The organism is Kitasatospora sp. NPDC001309, from assembly GCF_042896295.1.
Classification (GTDB): domain Bacteria; phylum Actinomycetota; class Actinomycetes; order Streptomycetales; family Streptomycetaceae; genus Kitasatospora.
In genome coordinates this window covers 1-15,409 of record NZ_JBIAXC010000022.1, presented here as the reverse complement: position 1 = coordinate 15,409, position 15,409 = coordinate 1, and the positions used below count along the sequence as shown (strand labels likewise).

Sequence of the window (15,409 nt, the reverse complement as noted above, 5' to 3'; positions counted from 1 at the left end):
CGTGCCTTCGGCATGACATCCGTCATACCGAAGGCACGACGGCCGACACTGCCGCCGGCCCCGGCCCCGGCGGGACCCTGGGGTGGTGCGGACAGCTCCGCACCGGACCCCACCAGGGAGAGGAGCCGGGCGATGGTTACCGAGGTGGCCGCCTTCCGCGGCGTCGGCAAGAGCTACGGGCGGGTGCGCGCCGTGGACGGCCTGGACCTCGTGCTGCGGCCGGGCGAGACCGTCGCCCTGCTCGGCCCGAACGGCGCCGGGAAGTCCACCAGCCTGGACCTGCTGCTCGGCCTGCGCGAACCCGACCAGGGCAGCGTCACGCTGTTCGGCGCCACCCCGCGGGCGGCGATCGCGGACGGCCGGGTCGGCGCGATGCTGCAGAGCGGCGGGCTGATGACCGACGTCAAGGTCCGCGAGATCGTCGAGCTCGCCTGCAAGGTGCACCCGCGCGGCCGGCCGGTCACGGAGGTGCTGGCCGACGCCGGGATCGAGGAGATCGCCGAACGCCGGGTCGACAAGCTGTCCGGCGGCCAGGAGCAGCGGGTCCGCTTCGCCCTGGCGATCGCCGGCGACAGCGACCTGATCGTGCTGGACGAGCCCACCACCGGCATGGACGTCAGCGTCCGGCAGGCGTTCTGGGCGAGCATGCGCGCGCAGGCCGACGCCGGGCGCACGGTGCTGTTCGCCACCCACTACCTGGAGGAGGCCGACTCGATCGCCGACCGCGTCCTGGTGCTGCACCGGGGCCGGCTGATCGCCGACGGCAGCTCCGCCGAGATCAAGGCGCGCGCCGGGGCCCGCCGGATCGCCTTCGAGCTCCACGACGCCGACCTCCCCGCGGACGTCCGCTTCGACGAGGCCGTGCTGCGCTCCCTGCCGGGCGTGCAGGCGCTGGACGTCACCGCCCGCGTCCCGGGGGTGCGGACGGTGCGGATCCGGACCGCGGACGCCGACGCCGGCGTCGCCGGGATCTACCGGGCGGGCCTGTACCCGCGCGGCCTGGAGGTCGCCGGGGTCGGCCTGGAGCAGGCCTTCCTGACCATCACGGGCGAGCTGGACCGCCGGGCCGACGCCGAGAAGGAGAGCGTGCGATGACCACCCTGATCAAGCTGGAGATCCTGCGGACCCTCCGCAACCGGCGCTACCTGTTCTTCACGGTGCTCTACCCGGCGCTGATGTACGTCTTCTTCATCAACGCCTACGGCTCCGGCAACCAGGCCGGAGGCCTGCCCGTGAAGACCTACTTCATGGTCTCGATGGCCACCTTCGGCGCGGTCGGCGCGGTGCTCACCGGCAACGCGCAGCGGATCTCGCTGGAGCGCAAGAGCGGCTGGACGCGCCAGCTGCGGCTGACCGCGCTGCCCGGCCGGGCGTACACCGTCGGCAAGATCACGGCGACCGCGGTGACCACGCTGCCGGCGATCCTGGTGGTCTTCGCGGTCGGGGCCGTCCAGGGCGTCCAGCTGAGCGCGCCGCAGTGGATCGGGCTGGCGGCCGCGCTCTGGCTGGGCAGCTTCGTCTTCGCCGCGCTGGGGGTGGCGCTGGGCTACGCGGCGGCACCGGACGCGGTGCAGCCGATCGTGATGATCACCTACATGGCGATGGCGCTGCTCGGCGGCACCTGGTTCCCGGTGAGCGGCTCGCTGGAGGGCCTCGCCCGCTTCAACCCGGTGTTCCTGTACAACAAACTGGCCACCTTCACCCAGCCCGGGCACTCCCTGGACCTGGCCGCGGTCGCCGGACTGGCCGCCTTCTTCGCGGTGTTCGTGGCCGGCGCAGCGGTGCTGTACCGGCGTGACGCCCGCCGGGCATGATGACCACCATGACCGACGCGCACCGGACCGACCGCCCCGACGAACCGGGGGAGGCCGGTCCGGTGCGCGCCTCCTTCATGAACGTCCCGGGCGCCCCGGTGGAGACCCGGCGGCAGATGACCGTCAAGGTCGCCTGGATGCTGCTGTGGATGACCTACCTGGCCTACCCGGCGAGCAGCCTGCTGAACGGCGGGCACAGCGGGGCCGAGCAGGTCTTCGGCTGGGCCTGCCTGGCGGTCTTCGTGGCCGCCTACGTCCTGCTGGTGATCTTCCGCTCGCAGGCGGGGATGAAGCCGCGGGCCTGCCAGGTGGTCGTCGGGACGATGATCGTGCTCGCGGTGGCCTCCGCCGCGGTGCTCGGCGGCGCGTTCCTGACCATGTTCATCTACGCCTCGGTGTGCCTCGCGGTGATCACCCCGGTGAAGCACGCGCTGCGCGCCCTGGTCGCGATGGCCCTGCTCACCGCCGGGACCGGCCTGGCGATCCACGCCGACAACGACAGCACCACCACCTTCGCCCTCAGCGCCTTCCTCTCCGGCGTCGCGATGACCGGCCTGCAGCGGCTGGTCACCACCATGAAGGAACTGCGCGAGGCCCGGGCCGCGGTCGCCCACCTGGCCGCCTCCGAGGAGCGGCTGCGGCTCGCCCGCGACCTGCACGACCTGCTCGGGCACTCGCTCTCGCTGATCACCCTCAAGAGCGAGCTGGCCGGCCGCTTCATGGACGCGGGCAAGGACGAGGCGGCGCGGGCGCAGGTCGCCGAGATCGAGCAGGTCGCCCGGCAGTCGCTGATCGACGTGCGGGAGGCCGTGACCGGCTTCCGCCGCCCCACCCTGCCGGTCGAACTCGCCGCCGCCCGTACGGCGCTGGCCGCCGCGCAGGTCCGGCTGGAGGCCGCGCCGGAGCTGGTGGACGCCTGGCCGTCGCTGGCCAACGAGGAGGCGGGCGCGCTGGCCTGGGCGCTGCGCGAGGCGGTCACCAACATCGTCCGGCACGGCGAGGGGGCCACCGTCTGCACGGTGACGGCGGACGAGAGCTGGGACGGCGGCGGCGAGCGGTACGCCGTCCTGGAGATCACCGACAACGGTCCCGGCCCGGGCAAGTCCCAACCGGGGAACGGGCTCTCCGGACTGGAGGAGCGCCTCGCCCTGGTCGGCGGCCGGCTGGAGACCGGCCCGGGGGAGCGCGGCAAGGGCTTCCGGATCCGGGCCTCGGTCCCCCTGCGCCCGGTGCCCGCCCCGTCCCCCGGGGCCTCCACGGCCTCCTAGGAAGCGTCCAGGGCGCGGCGGTAGCGCAGGCCCGGGTGCCCGCCGAGCCGGCACTGCCCGGTGACCGTGAATCCGCTGCCGGTCAGGACGGCCCGGGAGGCCGGGTTGTCGAGGGTGGTGGCGGCGGTCAGCGCGTGCAGGCCGTAGGCGTCGGCGGCGAGTCGGCAGACCAGCGCGACGGCGGCCTTGGCGAGGCCCTGCCCGGCGGCGGACTCGGCGACGCGGTAGCCGAGTTCGGCGCTGCCGTCCACGAGGTCCACCAGGTTGATCCGGCCGACCAGCGCGCCGTCCGGGCCGAGGACGAGGTGGAACCGGCCGGTGCCCTCGGCCTGTTCGGCGAGCAGGGCGGCGTGGCGCTCGGCGAACCCGGCCGCGGTGAAGTAGGCGTCCCCGCGGTCGGGCACGGTCCGGGCGAACCAGGCGCGGTTGGCGAGCTCGAAGGCGAGGACGGCGGCGGCGTGGTCGGGGCGCAGGGGTTCCAGGGTCAGCATCCGGTCAGTCTGCTGCGCAGGGCTTCGGTGAGCCATCCGAATACCTCCCGCAGGCCCTCCGGCACCGGCCAGCCGTTGATGACGGCCAGCAACTGCCAGTAGCGCTCGGCGCGCGGGTCGTCGGCCGTGGTGAGGCGGGCCAGCAGCCACGAGCGGAGGGCGGGGTCGTCGGGGCGGCGGAAGGTCTCGGCGTACGCGGCGGTGAGGGTGTCCAGGACGGGGTCGGCGGCCGGGGAGGAGGGCGTGATGCCCTCGGCCAGGGCCGCGCCGACCACCGTCCGTACCGTCCCGGTCAGGGCCGCGTGCAGCCCGCCCCGGTCGCCGTCCGCCCGTTCGACGGCCTGGTGCTCGGCCATCCGCCGCACCGCCGCCCGGAAGTCCGGGTCCTGGACGAGTTCGCCCAGCTCGACCCAGGCCTCGACCTGCTCCGGCCGCGGTTCGTCCGGCAGTTCGGGCATCGCCGAGCGCAGCATGGCGACGAACTCGGGGTTGGCGTCCAGGTCGCCGAAGGTCTCGTCGATGAAGTCGTGGACGAGCCGGCGGCGTTCGGCGTCGGACAGTCGGGCGAGCTTGTGCATGAGTGTCATCTCCTCGGGGGTGGACGAACGTTGGGCGACGGCGAGCAGGACGGCCCGGCGCAGCCGCAGGGTGCGGATCTGCACCTCCAGGGCCTCCGCGTGCGCCGAGACGACCTCGTGCAGCGGGGCCTGGCGCTCCAGCACCCGGCGGATCGCGGGCAGGTCGAGCCCGAGTTCGCGCAGGGTGCGGACGAGGTCCAGCCGGGCGAGGCCGTGGAGGTCGTAGCGGCGGTAGCCGGCGGTGGTGCGGTCGGTGGGCGGGACCAGGCCGGTGTCGGCGTAGAACCGGATGGCCTTGACGGTGAGTCCGGTGCGCCGGGAGAGGTCGCCGATCGAGTAGAGCGTTTCGCTGCCGTCCATGGGCACCACTGTGGGGTCTCCCCCTGCCGGAGACTCAAGCCCCTCTCCCTCTAAGGTCGTGGCCATGGGTACTGCAGAGAACGGCCCCTCGATCCGCGTGCTGCTCGCCGAGGACCAGGGGATGGTCCGGGAGGCGCTGGCGGCGCTGCTCGGGCTGGAGGGGGACATCGACGTCGTGGCGCAGGTCGGCCGCGGGGACGAGGTGGTGGCGGCGGTGCTGGCGAACGAGGTGCAGGTCGCCGTGCTGGACATCGAGATGCCGGGGATGACGGGCATCGAGGCGGCCGCCGAGCTGCGCAGCCGGGCGCCGGGGACGCGGGTGGTCATCGCGACGACCTTCGGCCGCCCCGGCTACCTGCGCCGGGCGATGGAGTCGGGGGCGGACGCCTTCCTGGTGAAGGACGCGCCGGCGTCCGAGCTGGCCGAGGCGATCCGCCGGGTGCTGCGCGGCGAGCGGGTGATCGACCCGGCGCTGGCGGCGGCCGCGCTGGCCGAGGGCGCCAATCCGCTGACCGCGCGCGAGCGGGACGTGCTGGGCGCGGCCGCGGACGGCGCGGTGAACGCGGACATCGCCAGGCGGCTGCACCTGTCGGAGGGGACGGTCCGCAACTACCTCTCGATGGCGATCCAGAAGACCGAGGCGCGCAACCGCACCGAGGCGGTCCGGATCGCCCGGGAGAAGGGCTGGCTGTAACCGCCTCTCGGGGCAGGTCAGTTGAGCCGGTGGCGGGCCGCCCGGGCCTCCTGGCGGACCTTGGCGGCGGTGTCCGGGTCGAAGGCGTCCAGGATCCGCGCGTAGTCGTCCATCTCCGCCGAGCCGCCGAGGAAGTCGCCCATCCGCACCAGGAGTTCGGCCCGTTCCAGGCGGAGCTGGGCCGGGTGCCGGGGGAGCAGCAGGGCGAGTTCGGTGGCCCACAGCTGGGTGCGGGCCTGTTCGGGCCGGTCGGCGGCCCAGGCCCGGATGTTGCCGAGCACCCGCAGCACGATGTCCAGCGGCTGGGCGGGGGTGAGCAGCGCGGGGGTGAAGTCGTGCCCGGAGGCGGCGACCAGGCGCTCGACGTCGGCGGGGTCGAGCAGCCGCCCGCCGTGGAAGGGGTCGGCGAGGACGTACTCCTCGCCGCCGGCCGGGCCGCCGACCGCGACGATGAAGTGGCCGGGCAGGGCGATGCCGTGCACGGTGAGCCCGGCCCGGCGGCCGACGGCCGTCCACACCAGCGAGAGCATGATCGGCAGTCCGCGACGGCGCCGCAGGACGTCGGGCAGCAGCGAGGACTCCAGCCGGCGGTAGTCGGACTGGCGCCCGTGGAAGCGTTCCCGGCCGCCGAGCACGGCGGCGAGCAGTGCGGCGGTCTCCTCCGGCCCGGACGGCGAGCGTTCGGCGACGGCTAGCCGGACGGCGGCCGCGTGCCGGTCGAGGGCGGCCTCGCAGGCGGCCAGCAGGGTGTCGACGCCGGGCGGTTCGCCCGGATCGCCCGGGTCGAGGACCGGGTCGTGCTCGGCGGCGGCGAGCAGGCAGAGCAGCACCGGGTCGGGCTGCTCGGAGCGGGCGGCGGTCCGGAAGCGGTCTCTGCTGTGCTCGGTCACGGTGACGGCGACGGCCTTCGTACGACGGACGGACAAGCGGACATACCAGGAGGGAACGGTCGGGCGCCTACTCCTGGGGGAGGAGCGCGTAGTGGTAAGTGTGACTGGTCGTGAAGCCGAGTCCGTCATAGAGCGCCCCCGCACCGTCGTTCTCCGCCTCGACCTGCAGGTACGCGCCGCTCGCCCCCTCCTCCGCCGCGCGGGCGGCGAGCACCGCCATCACCGCGGTCGCCAGTCCGGCCCGCCGGGCGTACGGCTGGACCTCGATGGCGCCGAAGCAGGCCCACGGGCCGTCGATGACGCAGCGTCCGATCGCCAGCGGCGGCTGCCCGGGGGCGCCGGGGACGGTGGCGAACCAGACCGAGGGGCCGCCGTGCAGCACCCGGCGGGCCGCCTCGCGCGCCGCCGGGTCCTCGCTCAGCTTCCCGTACAGGGACATCCAGTCCTCGCCCGCGGTCCGCGCGAGCCGCACGCGCCCGTGCCCGGTGCCGGTCCGGGCGAGCGCGGCCAGCGGGGCGGTGCGCACCTGGGTGGGGGAGCGCGGCGGGCCGAGCAGCGGCCTGAGGTCGTCGGCCGTCCCGGGGGTGATCACCTCGACCAGGGCGGGCAGTCCGCGCGCCGCGTACCAGGCCCGGACGGCGGCCAGGGCCGCGGGCAGCGGCGTCCCCGGATCGCCGAGCGCCTGGACGGAGTTGGCGCGCTGGGTGAACCCGGCCGCGGCGCGCAGCGTCCACTCGCCGAGCGCCTCCTGCTCGACGCCCGGCCAGCCGCGCCCGGCGGTCCGCTGGAGTTCGACCGGCGTGGCGGCGGGCAGCTCCGCGCGCCGCGCGGGGAAGAGCGGCACGACCTTGCCCGCGACCAGCAGCTTCTCCGGGAAGGTCACCGGACCGCCCGACCGGGGCTCGACCGTGAGCCCGTGATCGTCCCACGATGTGAGCACGCCGATCACATCGCGGAACACCGGACGGTCGTCCACGAACTCCGAGAGGCGCCGCACGGACACGCGAAGACCCACGTCAGAGCGATCTATCCGGACTTCCGGACGCCGTTCCAGCTGGTCTCGGGTCATGATCCGGCCACCTCCTGTGCATTTGCCTGCTCCGACCCGCGATACTAGGGGCGGGCATCGACGACGCCGCGCTCACACCGCGCACGGCAGCAGAACAGAACGGGCCGACAGGCCCTTCCGAGGAGGAACGACAGCGTGACCTACGTCATCGCGCAGCCTTGTGTCGACGTGAAGGACAAGGCGTGCATCGAAGAGTGCCCGGTTGACTGCATCTACGAGGGCCAGCGCTCCCTCTACATCCACCCGGATGAGTGTGTCGACTGCGGCGCGTGCGAGCCGGTCTGCCCGGTCGAGGCGATCTTCTACGAGGACGACACTCCGGAGGAGTGGAAGGACTACTACAAGGCGAACGTCGAGTTCTTCGACGACCTGGGTTCGCCCGGCGGCGCCTCCAAGCTCGGCCTGATCGAGCGGGACCACCCGTTCATCGCCGCGCTGCCGCCGCAGAACGCCGACCACTGACGATCGGTGGCTACTGAGCTGTGAACACCAACAGCACGCGCGCGCCGTTCCCGGGTCACCCGGGGGCGGCGCGCCGCGTTTCCGACCGGCTCCCGGTGTTCCCCTGGGACAAGCTGGAGCCCTACAAGGCCACCGCCGTCGCCCACCCCGGTGGCCTCTGCGACTTCTCCGTCGGCACCCCGGTGGACCCGGTCCCCGAGCTGATCCAGAAGGCGCTGGCGGCCCACACCGACACGCCGGGGTACCCGACCGTCTGGGGCCCGCTGGAGCTGCGCGAGGCGATCGCCGGCTGGCTGAACCGCCGCTGCGGCGCCGGGATCGGCCCGCGGGCCGTCCTGCCGACCGTCGGCTCCAAGGAGCTGGTGGCCTCGCTGCCGACCCAGCTCGGCCTCGGCCCGGGCGACCAGGTCGCCTACCCGCGACTGGCCTACCCGACCTACGAGGTGGGCGCCCGGCTGTGCGGCGCCGAGCCGGTCGAGTACGACTCGGTGGACGAGCTGGACGGCTCCCGGGTGCGCCTGCTCTGGGTGAACTCGCCGTCCAACCCGACCGGCCGGGTGCTCGGCGCGGACGAGCTGCGCCGCGCCGTCGAGTGGGCCCGGGAGCACCGGGTGCTGCTGGTCAGCGACGAGTGCTACTTCGAGCTGGGCTGGGAGGCCGAACCGGTCTCCGTCCTGCACCCGGACGTCTGCGGGGACCCCGGGGACGGAACACAGCACGAGGGCCTGCTGGCCGTCCACTCGCTCTCCAAGCGCTCCAACCTGGCCGGCTACCGCGCGTCCTTCGTGGCGGGCGACCCGGTGGTGGTCGAGGAGCTGCTGGGGCTGCGCAAGCACGGCGGCATGATCGTGCCGGCGCCCGTCCAGGCGGCGACGATCGCGGCGCTCGCCGACGACGCGCACGTGGCCGAGCAGCGGGAGCGGTACGCGGCCCGGCGCTCGGCGCTGCGGGCGGCGCTGGAGGCGTACGGCTTCCGGGTCGAGCACTCCGAGGCGAGCCTGTACCTGTGGGCGACCCAGGACCGCCCGTGCTGGGAGACCGTGGCCGAACTGGCCGGGCTGGGCATCCTGGTGGCGCCCGGTGACTTCTACGGGCCGTCCGGCGCCGGCTTCGTCCGGGTCGCGTTCACCGCGACCGACGAGCGGGTCGCCGCGGCCGTGGAGCGGCTGGCCGCGGCGCGCTGACGGCGGGTACGACGGAGGGGCCGGTGTTCCGGAACGGAACACCGGCCCCTCCCGCGCGTGCGGACCGCGGCGGGGGCTGCCGCGGTCGACCGCGGACCTAGAGCGGCAGGCCGCTGATGCTGCCGCCGTTCACGCCGCCCAGCAGGCCGCCGACCGGGCCGAGCGAGTTGGTGAGGCCGGACAGCGGGTTGTTCGGGCCGAGGTCGGCGCCGCCGAGCCGGTTGGCCGAGCCGTGCTCGGCCAGGCCGAGGACGTCGGTGGCGGGCAGGCCGCCGGGCAGCGCGTGCTCGACCGAGCCGAGCGGCAGGGCGCGCTCCACGGCGCTGGTGGGCAGCGCGCCGGTGAGGGCGTCGGTGCCGGGGACGGCGCCGGAGAGCTTGTCGGCGCCGGGCACCGCGTGGGCGAGCGCACCGGCCTGGCCGAGGCCGCCGACCGGGCTGCTGCCGGCGTTGGCGCTGCGGGTGCCCATGCCCTTGCCGGTGACGGCCTCGCCGAGCTTGCCCGCGAGCGCCGAGGCGACCCTCGGGGTGACGGCGGAGAGCTGGCCGGTGGTGGCGGCGGTCTGGTCCACCGGGGCGGTCAGCGAGCTGGCCTTCTCGTTCGCCTCGGGGAGCTGGTGGGCGACGATGTTCCCGGCGGCGTCGGCGGAGGCCGGTACGCCGGCGGCGACGGTGGCCGCGCCGGTGGTGCCGGCGGCCTGGCCGAGCTGGTGGGTGGTGTGCTGCAGGGTGGAACCGGTGTCGGTGTTGGTCAGCTGGCCCAGCGGCGCCGCGAGGTCGCTTTTGGGAAGCAGGGCGTCCCCGCCCAGGGCGGACGCGGAGCCGGCCGCGACCAGCGGGGTCGCTCCGGCGGCCACGACGAGCGCGGCCTGGGCGATCCGGCGCGTGAGGGGGTGAGACATGAGGCTCCTCGAAGGGGTCTGGGTCCGTCCCGTCCGCCGGGTGGACGATCCGGGTGCGGACGGGACCTGGCGGACGACGTTGTTACCGCTTGAGAAGCCAGAAGGTTTCGGCCGGAGCAAGGAACGCGCCTGACCGACCATCGGATCGTACGACCGCAGCAGGCGTCCGTCCCGGCCCCGCGGGAGGCCGTCGGGCCGCCCCGGGCAAGGGGAGTGACGGTTCTCCGGCCGGGGTCGCCGGAACGGGCGGCCGGTCCACCGCGGTTGACCGGAATCACCCGTCCGGCGGCTACCCGAACGTGAGTGCGTCAGCCCTTTCCGTACGGCGCCAGGGTGACCTGGACGAGCTTGGTCGACGTCCCCGAGGTCTGGGTCTGCCAGCCGTCCTCGGACTCGGACTTGCGCCAGATCTTCCCGTCGTAGGCGACCGTCGCGATGCCCAGCTGCTGGGCCTGGGCGACCGCCCAGTGGGCCACCTCCCAGCCGCTGGCCCGCTCGGCGGACGCCCCGGCGTCGGCCCCGGCGTCCGCCGAGGTGGTCAGCGCGGCGGCGGCCGGGTCCGGGGTCAGCGCGACGGCGTTCTCCGCGCCCTTGATCGTCGAGGCGTAGCCGGCCGCCGGGTTGACCGTCTTGCCGAACTCCCGGCGCACCCGGTCGGACAGCACCTGGGTGCGGTCCGGCTGCGCGGCCGGGGCGGACGTCGCGCCCGCCGTCGGCGACGGCGAGTCGGCCGGGTCCGGCTTGGCGTAGTCCTTCACCACGCAGGTGAACGAGGCGGGCTCCCGGCCGGCCAGCGCCGAGGTGAGCAGCGTCGCCTTGGTCTCGTGCTTGGCGTACGCCTGCGGGTAGCCGCTCTTCTGCACCGCCTGGGCCGCGTCGGTCAGCGGCAGCCGGGTGTAGCCGGGCACCTTGACCAGACCGTCCAGGAACTTGTTGGTCGCGTACACCGGGTCCGCGATCTGCTCCGGGGTGCCCCAGCCCATCGAGGGCCGCTGCTGGAACAGGCCGATCGAGTCCCGGTCGCCGCCCGCGAGGTTGCGCAGCTTGGACTCCTGCATCGCGGTCGCCAGCGAGATCGCCGTCGCCCGGTCCGGCAGGCCCCGGGAACGCGCCACCGCGGCGATCGTCGCCGCGTTGGCGGCCTGCGGCAGCTCCAGCGTGCCGCTGCCGGCGGCCGTCTTCACGGAGCACTCCTCCGTGGCGCCCTGCCGGAAACCGAACCACCAGATCCCGACCACCGCCAGGCCCGCGACCATCGCCAGGCCGATCAGCCCGACCAGCACGAGCAACAGCGCGCGGACCGGACCACGACGGCGGGGCGCCTCTTCGTCGCCCAGCTCGTCGCCCAGCTCCTCGCTGTTCCTTCTCCTGGCCACCGTCGCCCCTCTCGCGCCCGCCTTCTTGATCCGACACCGTACCCACTCGGACGGATGTGCGGCGCATTCCGGTTGCCGGTCCGCGGGCGTTCCCGGTCACAGGACGACCACGCGGAGTGCCGATCCGACGGCACTAGGCTGACGTCATGAGCAGCCCGAACCCGACGCCCCTGGACCTGACCCTCGACGGCGGCACGCTGACCGCGCGCCTCGTCGACTTCCCCTCGGTGAGCGGCGACGAGCAGGCGCTCGCCGACGCCGTCGAGGCCGCCCTGCGCGGCTACCCGCACCTGACCGTGGACCGCTACGGCAACAACGTGGTCGCCCGGACGAACCTGGGCCGCGCCGAGCGCGTCGTGCTGGCCGGCCACCTGGACACCGTGCCGATCGCCGACAACCTGCCCTCGTACGTCGACGGCGACCTGCTCTACGGCTGCGGCACCTCCGACATGAAGTCCGGCGTGGCCGTGGCGCTGCGCCTCGCCGCCACCCTGACCGAGCCCAACCGCGACCTCACCTACGTGTTCTACGACTGCGAGGAGGTGGAGGCCTCCCGCAACGGCCTCGGCCACCTCGCCAAGGACCGCCCGGACTGGCTGGCCGCCGACTTCGCGGTGCTGATGGAGCCCAGCGGGGCCATGGTCGAGGGCGGCTGCCAGGGCACCCTGCGGGCGCAGGTCCGGCTCAGCGGCGTGCGCGCCCACGCGGCCCGCAGCTGGCTCGGCGACAACGCCATCCACCACGCCGCCGAGGCGCTCACCCGGCTGGCCGACTACCGGCCGCGCCGGGTGGAGATCGACGGCCTGGAGTACCGCGAGGGCCTCAACGCGGTGCGGATCGACGGCGGCGTGGCCGGCAACGTGATCCCGGACGAGTGCGTCATCACGGTCAACTTCCGCTACGCGCCGGACCGCAGCGAGGCCGAGGCGGAGAAGCACGTCCGCGAGGTCTTCGACGGCTTCGAGCTGACCGTGACCGACTTCGCCCCCGGCGCCCTCCCCGGCCTCTCCCAGCCCGCCGCCAAGGCCTTCCTGGCGGCCACCGGCGGCCAGGCCCGGGCCAAGTTCGGCTGGACCGACGTCGCCCGGTTCAGCGCGCTCGGCGTCCCGGCGGTCAACTACGGGCCGGGCGACCCGAACTTCGCGCACAAGCGGGACGAGCACTGCTCGCTAAGCGCCATCGCCGAGACCGAGGACCGCCTGCGGGCCTGGCTGACCAGCTGAATCGAAAGCGTTCGCGGTCGGTCCCCGGGGCGGTCGAACGCCATCTTCCGGTTGCCCAACCGACCTTCCCCCGTTGCCTGAAATCGGGGGAAGGTCGGCGTAGGGTTTCGTCATGACAGGCACAGGAGACGACAAGCAGTACGGACACGGCCCCGAGCAGGTCGGCGTGCCGCGGAAGAAGAAGGCCTGGCCCGAGAAGCAGAAGGGCCCGGTGCTCGTGCGCCGGGACCAGGTCGGCACCAGCACCACGGACCAGCGCCTGCTGGACACCACGGGCCCCACCGACTGGCTGCACACCGATCCCTGGCGGGTGCTGCGGATCACCTCCGAGTTCGTCGAGGGCTTCGGCGCCCTCGCCGAACTCCCGCCCGCGATCAGCGTGTTCGGCTCGGCCCGGACCCCGGCCGACTCGCCCGAGTACGAGGCCGGGGTGGCCATCGGCCGGGCCCTCGCCGAGGCCGGCTACGCGGTGATCACCGGCGGCGGCCCGGGCGCGATGGAGGCCGCCAACCGCGGCGCCACGGAGGCCGGCGGCCTCAGCGTCGGGCTCGGCATCGAGCTGCCCTTCGAGCAGGGCCTCAACGAGTTCGTCGACCTCGGGCTGAACTTCCGTTACTTCTTCGTCCGCAAGACGATGTTCGTGAAGTACGCCCAGGGCTTCGTGGTGCTGCCCGGCGGGCTCGGCACGCTGGACGAGCTGTTCGAGGCGCTCACCCTGGTGCAGACGAAGAAGGTCACCCGCTTCCCGGTGATCCTCTTCGGCAGCGCCTACTGGGGCGGCCTCTACGAGTGGTTGAAGAACACCCTGGTCGCGCAGGGCAAGGCGGCCCCGCGCGACCTGGAGCTGTTCCACATCACGGACGAGATCGACGAGGTGCTGAAGATCCTCGCCGACGCCCGCCGGCCCGCGAACGAGATCTAGCGGGGGCACGCGAGCGAGCCGCACCGGGTCCGAGCGCCCCGGAGGCGAGCCGAGCGCAAAAAAGAGGGATTCCTAGGCCAGCCCCCGGCGGGCGACCGCCGGGGGGCGGGTGCCCCGGATCGAGGCGACCATGTCCAGCACCTGGCGGGTCTCCTCGACCTGGTGCACCCGGTAGACGCGGGCGCCCAGCCAGGCCGAGACCGCCGTGGTGGCCAGGGTGCCGAGCAGCCGCTCGTCCACCGGCCGGTCCAGGGTCTCGCCGACGAAGTCCTTGTTGGAGAGCGACACCAGCACCGGGAAGCCGGTCGCGGTCATCTCCGGCAGCCGCCGGGTCGCCTCCAGCGAGTGCCGGGTGTTCTTGCCGAAGTCGTGCCCCGGGTCGATGATCACCGCGTCCCGGCGGACGCCCAGGCCCACTGCCCGCTCGGCCAGCCCGACGGTGACCCGCAGGATGTCCGCCATCACGTCCTCGTACCCGGCCCGGTGCGGCCGGGTGCGCGGCTCGGCGCCGCCCGCGTGGGTGCAGACCAGCCCGGCGTCGTACCGGGCGGCCACCTCGGCGAGCTTCGGGTCGACCCCGCCCCAGGCGTCGTTCAGCAGGTCCGCGCCGGCCTCGCAGACCGCCTCGCCGACCTCGTGCCGCCAGGTGTCCACGCTGATCACCGCCCCGGGGTGGCGCTTGCGCAGCTCGGCCACGAACGGCACGGTGCGCCGCAGTTCCTCCTCGACCGTGACCTCGTCGCCCGGCCCGGCCTTCACCCCGCCGATGTCCAGGATCGCCGCGCCCTGCGCCATCGCGCGGTCGGCGGCGGCGAACGCGGCCTCGTCCGCGAAGGTCGCCCCCTTGTCGAAGAACGAGTCCGGGGTCCGGTTCACGATCGCCATGATCACCAGCTCGTCGTCACCGAATTCGCGCGGTCCCAGGCGCAGTGCCACCGATGTCTCCTCCACAGCTGCTGCGGGTGCGATGATGGCCCCCGGCCTCACTAGGGACCATGCTGTCATGATCAGCCCGGTTCCCTGGCCCCTCGGAGGAGGCCGACCGGGAGTTCGGGAGGACAGCTCGTGTTCTGGGTGATCGTGGTCGCCATGGCCGTGGTGGTCGGCGGCGCCGCGCTGGTTGCGCTCGGTGGGGGCGGCTCGATGCCGGAGGCGGTGCCGGACCGCATCGCCGCGCGGCTGCCGCAGGACCGCCCGCTGAGCAAGACGGACGTGGACGAGCTGCGCCTGCCGATGGCCGTGCGCGGTTACCGGATGGACGAGGTGGACGACGTCCTGGACCGCCTCGGCGCCGAACTCGCCTACCGCGACGCACGGATCGCCGAACTGGAGGCCGCGGCCCACCTGCGCGGTGCGGTCGAGGCCACCGGCGCCCCCGACCCGGCCGCCGAACCGCTGCCCGGCCTGGAGCAGTTCGCCACGGTGGTCGAGCCCGCCGTCGCGCTCACCAAGCCGCAGGCCCCCGAGGACGCGAAGCCGGTGGAGGACCGGTGACCGGGGCGCCGGGTGGCACCGTGCTCGGCGCGGACGGCCTGCGCCGCTGCGGCTGGGGCGACTCCACCGACGACTACCGGGTCTACCACGACACCGAGTGGGGCCGGCCCGTGCACGGCGACGACGCCCTGTTCGAACGGGTCTGCCTGGAGGCCTTCCAGTCCGGCCTGTCCTGGCTGACCATCCTGCGCCGCCGGGAGGGCTTCCGGGCCGCGTTCGCCGGCTTCGAGATCGGCAAGGTCGCCGAGTTCGGCGAGGCCGACGAGGAGCGGCTGCTCGCCGACACCGGGATCATCCGCAACCGCGCCAAGATCCGGGCGGCGATCGCCAACGCCCGGGTCGCCCGCGACCTGGACGGCGGTCTGGACGCGCTGATCTGGCAGTTCGCCGTCGACCCGGACCGGCCGGCCCCCCGCACGATCGCTGAGGTGCCGGCCGTCACGCCCGAGTCGACGGCGCTGGCCAAGACGCTCAAGAAGGCGGGCTTCCGCTTCGTCGGCCCGACCACCGCCTACGCCCTGATGCAGGCCTGCGGCCTGGTCGACGACCACCTGGCGGACTGCCACGTCCGCACCGGCGGTCGCCGAGCCCGCTAGGGCCTGTCCGGCGGATCTTGCCAGGCGCGCGACGCCGGGCATCCCGCCTGGACGCACGCCCGAATCGCCCAAGTACGTCCAGTACGA

General features: G+C 74.1%; 17 protein-coding genes. 10 read left to right on the top strand and 7 right to left on the bottom strand.

Annotated features, from left to right (window positions below):
• Nucleotides 1–132 precede the first annotated feature (132 nt).
• Genes ACFY2K_RS22000 through ACFY2K_RS21990 form a run of 3 tightly spaced genes read left to right on the top strand, consistent with a single transcriptional unit; the run spans nucleotide 133 to nucleotide 3,082 of the window.
• Complete coding sequence (locus ACFY2K_RS22000) at nucleotides 133–1,095, top strand: ABC transporter ATP-binding protein (RefSeq protein WP_375884744.1); 963 nt, start codon at nucleotides 133–135, stop codon at nucleotides 1,093–1,095.
• On the top strand, nucleotides 1,092–1,814 hold the full coding sequence (locus ACFY2K_RS21995; RefSeq protein WP_375884746.1) for an ABC transporter permease: 723 nt from the start codon (nucleotides 1,092–1,094) through the stop codon (nucleotides 1,812–1,814). Before ACFY2K_RS22000 ends, ACFY2K_RS21995 begins: the two co-directional genes overlap by 4 nt.
• An 8-nt stretch (nucleotides 1,815–1,822) precedes the next feature.
• Complete coding sequence (locus ACFY2K_RS21990; protein ID WP_387713340.1) at nucleotides 1,823–3,082, top strand: sensor histidine kinase; 1,260 nt, start codon at nucleotides 1,823–1,825, stop codon at nucleotides 3,080–3,082.
• Here the strand turns inward: ACFY2K_RS21990 and ACFY2K_RS21985 are convergent.
• A complete protein-coding gene (locus ACFY2K_RS21985; protein ID WP_375884751.1) occupies nucleotides 3,079–3,573 on the bottom strand; it encodes a GNAT family N-acetyltransferase in 495 nt (164 codons plus the stop codon). The genes ACFY2K_RS21990 and ACFY2K_RS21985 overlap by 4 nt on opposite strands.
• On the bottom strand, nucleotides 3,567–4,511 hold the full coding sequence (locus ACFY2K_RS21980) for a MerR family transcriptional regulator (RefSeq protein ID WP_375884753.1): 945 nt from the start codon (nucleotides 4,509–4,511) through the stop codon (nucleotides 3,567–3,569). Before ACFY2K_RS21980 ends, ACFY2K_RS21985 begins: the two co-directional genes overlap by 7 nt.
• Before the next feature lie 64 nt (nucleotides 4,512–4,575).
• Between ACFY2K_RS21980 and ACFY2K_RS21975 the strand changes: the two genes are divergently transcribed.
• A complete protein-coding gene (locus ACFY2K_RS21975; protein WP_375884756.1) occupies nucleotides 4,576–5,205 on the top strand; it encodes a response regulator in 630 nt (209 codons plus the stop codon).
• A 17-nt stretch (nucleotides 5,206–5,222) separates the two neighbouring features.
• Here ACFY2K_RS21975 and ACFY2K_RS21970 read toward each other — a convergent pair whose 3' ends face one another.
• Nucleotides 5,223–6,131 carry a transglutaminase family protein gene (locus tag ACFY2K_RS21970; RefSeq protein WP_375884759.1) on the bottom strand — a complete coding sequence of 303 codons (909 nt, stop codon included), beginning with the start codon at nucleotides 6,129–6,131 and terminating at the stop codon, nucleotides 5,223–5,225.
• Between the two features lie 31 nt (nucleotides 6,132–6,162).
• A complete protein-coding gene (locus ACFY2K_RS21965; RefSeq protein WP_380640430.1) occupies nucleotides 6,163–7,164 on the bottom strand; it encodes a GNAT family N-acetyltransferase in 1,002 nt (333 codons plus the stop codon).
• A 135-nt stretch (nucleotides 7,165–7,299) separates the two neighbouring features.
• Between ACFY2K_RS21965 and fdxA the strand changes: the two genes are divergently transcribed.
• Together fdxA and dapC are read left to right on the top strand one after the other, a co-directional pair.
• The gene (gene fdxA, locus ACFY2K_RS21960; RefSeq protein WP_030287402.1) at nucleotides 7,300–7,626 is read left to right on the top strand and encodes a ferredoxin; all 327 of its coding nucleotides are present in this window, start codon (nucleotides 7,300–7,302) and stop codon (nucleotides 7,624–7,626) included.
• 20 nt (nucleotides 7,627–7,646) lie between these two features.
• Nucleotides 7,647–8,810, top strand: a complete 1,164-nt coding sequence (dapC, locus tag ACFY2K_RS21955) for a succinyldiaminopimelate transaminase (RefSeq protein WP_375884764.1) — start codon at nucleotides 7,647–7,649, stop codon at nucleotides 8,808–8,810.
• Between the two features lie 97 nt (nucleotides 8,811–8,907).
• On the opposite strand, the gene ACFY2K_RS21950 is transcribed toward dapC, so the two are convergent.
• Entirely contained in the window at nucleotides 8,908–9,711 is an 804-nt protein-coding gene (locus ACFY2K_RS21950) for a hypothetical protein (RefSeq protein ID WP_375884767.1), read from the bottom strand.
• A gap of 308 nt (nucleotides 9,712–10,019) precedes the next feature.
• On the bottom strand, nucleotides 10,020–11,087 hold the full coding sequence (locus tag ACFY2K_RS21945) for a hypothetical protein (protein ID WP_375884770.1): 1,068 nt from the start codon (nucleotides 11,085–11,087) through the stop codon (nucleotides 10,020–10,022).
• A 146-nt stretch (nucleotides 11,088–11,233) separates the two neighbouring features.
• Between ACFY2K_RS21945 and dapE the strand changes: the two genes are divergently transcribed.
• Both dapE and ACFY2K_RS21935 read left to right on the top strand, forming a co-directional pair.
• Nucleotides 11,234–12,310: a succinyl-diaminopimelate desuccinylase gene (gene dapE / locus ACFY2K_RS21940; protein WP_375884773.1), complete on the top strand. Its 1,077-nt coding sequence runs from the start codon at nucleotides 11,234–11,236 to the stop codon at nucleotides 12,308–12,310.
• 112 nt (nucleotides 12,311–12,422) lie between these two features.
• On the top strand, nucleotides 12,423–13,232 hold the full coding sequence (locus ACFY2K_RS21935; protein WP_375884776.1) for a TIGR00730 family Rossman fold protein: 810 nt from the start codon (nucleotides 12,423–12,425) through the stop codon (nucleotides 13,230–13,232).
• 72 nt (nucleotides 13,233–13,304) lie between these two features.
• Here the strand turns inward: ACFY2K_RS21935 and folP are convergent, their stop codons facing one another.
• Nucleotides 13,305–14,117, bottom strand: coding sequence for a dihydropteroate synthase (folP, locus tag ACFY2K_RS21930; protein WP_380401966.1), 813 nt, complete (start codon nucleotides 14,115–14,117; stop codon nucleotides 13,305–13,307).
• Between the two features lie 180 nt (nucleotides 14,118–14,297).
• On the opposite strand from folP, the gene ACFY2K_RS21925 reads away from it, so the two are divergent.
• Nucleotides 14,298–14,726: a DivIVA domain-containing protein gene (locus ACFY2K_RS21925; RefSeq protein WP_375884778.1), complete on the top strand. Its 429-nt coding sequence runs from the start codon at nucleotides 14,298–14,300 to the stop codon at nucleotides 14,724–14,726.
• Nucleotides 14,723–15,322: a DNA-3-methyladenine glycosylase I gene (locus ACFY2K_RS21920; RefSeq protein ID WP_375884781.1), complete on the top strand. Its 600-nt coding sequence runs from the start codon at nucleotides 14,723–14,725 to the stop codon at nucleotides 15,320–15,322. Before ACFY2K_RS21925 ends, ACFY2K_RS21920 begins: the two co-directional genes overlap by 4 nt.
• Nucleotides 15,323–15,409: the final 87 nt, after the last annotated feature.

Bases quoted from the DNA above. Each gene is read 5' to 3' on its own strand.
- ACFY2K_RS22000 (WP_375884744.1), top strand. From the start codon at position 133: ATGGTTACCGAGGTGGCCGCCTTCCGCGGCGTCGGCAAGAGCTACGGG.
- ACFY2K_RS21995 (WP_375884746.1), top strand. From the start codon at position 1,092: ATGACCACCCTGATCAAGCTGGAGATCCTGCGGACCCTCCGCAACCGG.
- ACFY2K_RS21990 (WP_387713340.1), top strand. From the start codon at position 1,823: ATGACCGACGCGCACCGGACCGACCGCCCCGACGAACCGGGGGAGGCC.
- ACFY2K_RS21985 (WP_375884751.1), bottom strand. From the start codon at position 3,573: ATGCTGACCCTGGAACCCCTGCGCCCCGACCACGCCGCCGCCGTCCTC.
- ACFY2K_RS21980 (WP_375884753.1), bottom strand. From the start codon at position 4,511: ATGGACGGCAGCGAAACGCTCTACTCGATCGGCGACCTCTCCCGGCGC.
- ACFY2K_RS21975 (WP_375884756.1), top strand. From the start codon at position 4,576: ATGGGTACTGCAGAGAACGGCCCCTCGATCCGCGTGCTGCTCGCCGAG.
- ACFY2K_RS21965 (WP_380640430.1), bottom strand. From the start codon at position 7,164: ATGACCCGAGACCAGCTGGAACGGCGTCCGGAAGTCCGGATAGATCGC.
- ACFY2K_RS21950 (WP_375884767.1), bottom strand. From the start codon at position 9,711: ATGTCTCACCCCCTCACGCGCCGGATCGCCCAGGCCGCGCTCGTCGTG.
- dapE (WP_375884773.1), top strand. From the start codon at position 11,234: ATGAGCAGCCCGAACCCGACGCCCCTGGACCTGACCCTCGACGGCGGC.
- ACFY2K_RS21935 (WP_375884776.1), top strand. From the start codon at position 12,423: ATGACAGGCACAGGAGACGACAAGCAGTACGGACACGGCCCCGAGCAG.
- folP (WP_380401966.1), bottom strand. From the start codon at position 14,117: ATGGCGATCGTGAACCGGACCCCGGACTCGTTCTTCGACAAGGGGGCG.